This is a genomic window from Citrobacter sp. Awk 2, from assembly GCF_028069815.1.
Lineage (GTDB): Bacteria > Pseudomonadota > Gammaproteobacteria > Enterobacterales > Enterobacteriaceae > Citrobacter.
Window position 1 is genome coordinate 1 of the sequence record NZ_JANEWL010000210.1, and the last position, 1,365, is coordinate 1,365.

The 1,365-nt window shown below is 49.0% G+C and carries 1 protein-coding gene and 1 pseudogene; both read right to left on the reverse strand.

The features are described 5' to 3' along the window. A pseudogene (locus NNO02_RS23205) lies at positions 1-287 on the reverse strand (DUF2345 domain-containing protein); the annotation flags it as partial. A 34-nt stretch (positions 288-321) separates the two neighbouring features. Then, on the reverse strand, positions 322-1,350 hold the full coding sequence (locus NNO02_RS23210; RefSeq protein WP_442867931.1) for a T6SS effector phospholipase Tle3 domain-containing protein: 1,029 nt from the start codon (positions 1,348-1,350) through the stop codon (positions 322-324). Between the last annotated feature and the right edge of the window lie 15 nt (positions 1,351-1,365).

Consider the following 1,365-nt stretch of genomic DNA (forward strand, 5'->3'; position numbering starts at 1 on the left):
ATCTCGACATTTCCACCTTTGATTTTGATATAGCCGCCGCCGCATATCAGTGTCAGTTCGTCCTGCGCCGTAACAACCAGTTTCTTGCCACTCGAAATATGCGTGTCCTGCGTCGACCAGGTGGTGATATTTCCGCCCTGTGCCTGAATATCAATATCGTTGTTCGAACTGAATAGTTTTGCACCCTCACGGCTGTACAGGCTGAGTTGTTTACCAGCAGCCAGAGTGAAATCCTTCCGGGCCCCGATATCCAGTTGCTTACCCGCCGTCAGCATCAGATTCTCACTGGTCTATATCCGCACATTGACGTTATTGACATTATTATTTGATATTGAGACGTGCTAGCGCACCGGCATTTTCCTCAACCACATCTTTTGCGATATCTCTTCCAATAATCGCTGGCATTGCTGGAATACTCAATTTACCTGTCCAGTAATAATCATCACTCTCCAGCCAGTCAGCCTGATAGCGTAATTCAGCAAGGCTTGCCCTGTCCCATGAATGCCAGCAATACCCGATGGGTAAGTCATAGGCAACAACCCGGCTCATAAATTCTTCACTCATCGGTAATGTGCTGTGATCCGTCGGACGCTGAACATAAGTACGAACATCTTCAAGCATCTCGGCTCTTGATTGCTTTTCATATCTGTTACGATCCGCTTTTGAACCGGGCCCCGGCAATTGAATTCCTGAAGGTTCTTTAAGTTTCATTTTCTGGTCAAAATAGCCGTAGAGCGATATGTAATAGCGATAGTCGACATCAACAGGGGCATTTCTGTCGGGATCTATTTGCCCGTAGCCATAGCCAATTTTTCCTGTCTGTTTTTCTTTGCTGCGATAATCCTGGTCAAAATCTTTTAATTCTTCTGCTGACAGAGGTTCAGGCACCAATGGCCCATTGATGGTCAGCTTTTGCCCTTTTTCCGGCGCAGGCCAGGTCATCTTCTGCATTAGGGTTCTGGTGCTGTCCCAGAATGGTTTCCCATCATCAAGATTGCTAAAGTGGGTCTGCGTGCTGGGTTCAACGCCGCATGGCGTGTTCCGCCCGAGCATACGCACGTACAGCGTGTCTCCCGCGGCCTTAAACAGGGGATGGGACTCTGTAAAACGGCTGGTTTCCGTATTGGGCAGTCCCTGCCAGCCAATACTGCGNAAAGGGGCAGAGCCCATTACCCGGTCGTGAGGGTTACAGTAAATCCAGGTGGTNCCGTGGTTATCACGCTCTGGTACACCGCCTTGCGTTTTCCCGGCCGGTGACCAGCTTTCGCCATCACTGCTGGCTCCTGCAAGTAATCTTTCACACCCTTGCTTTTTTAAGCGTGTTTTGTTTTCAGCCACTTTCTTTACAATATCGGCAAATGTCGC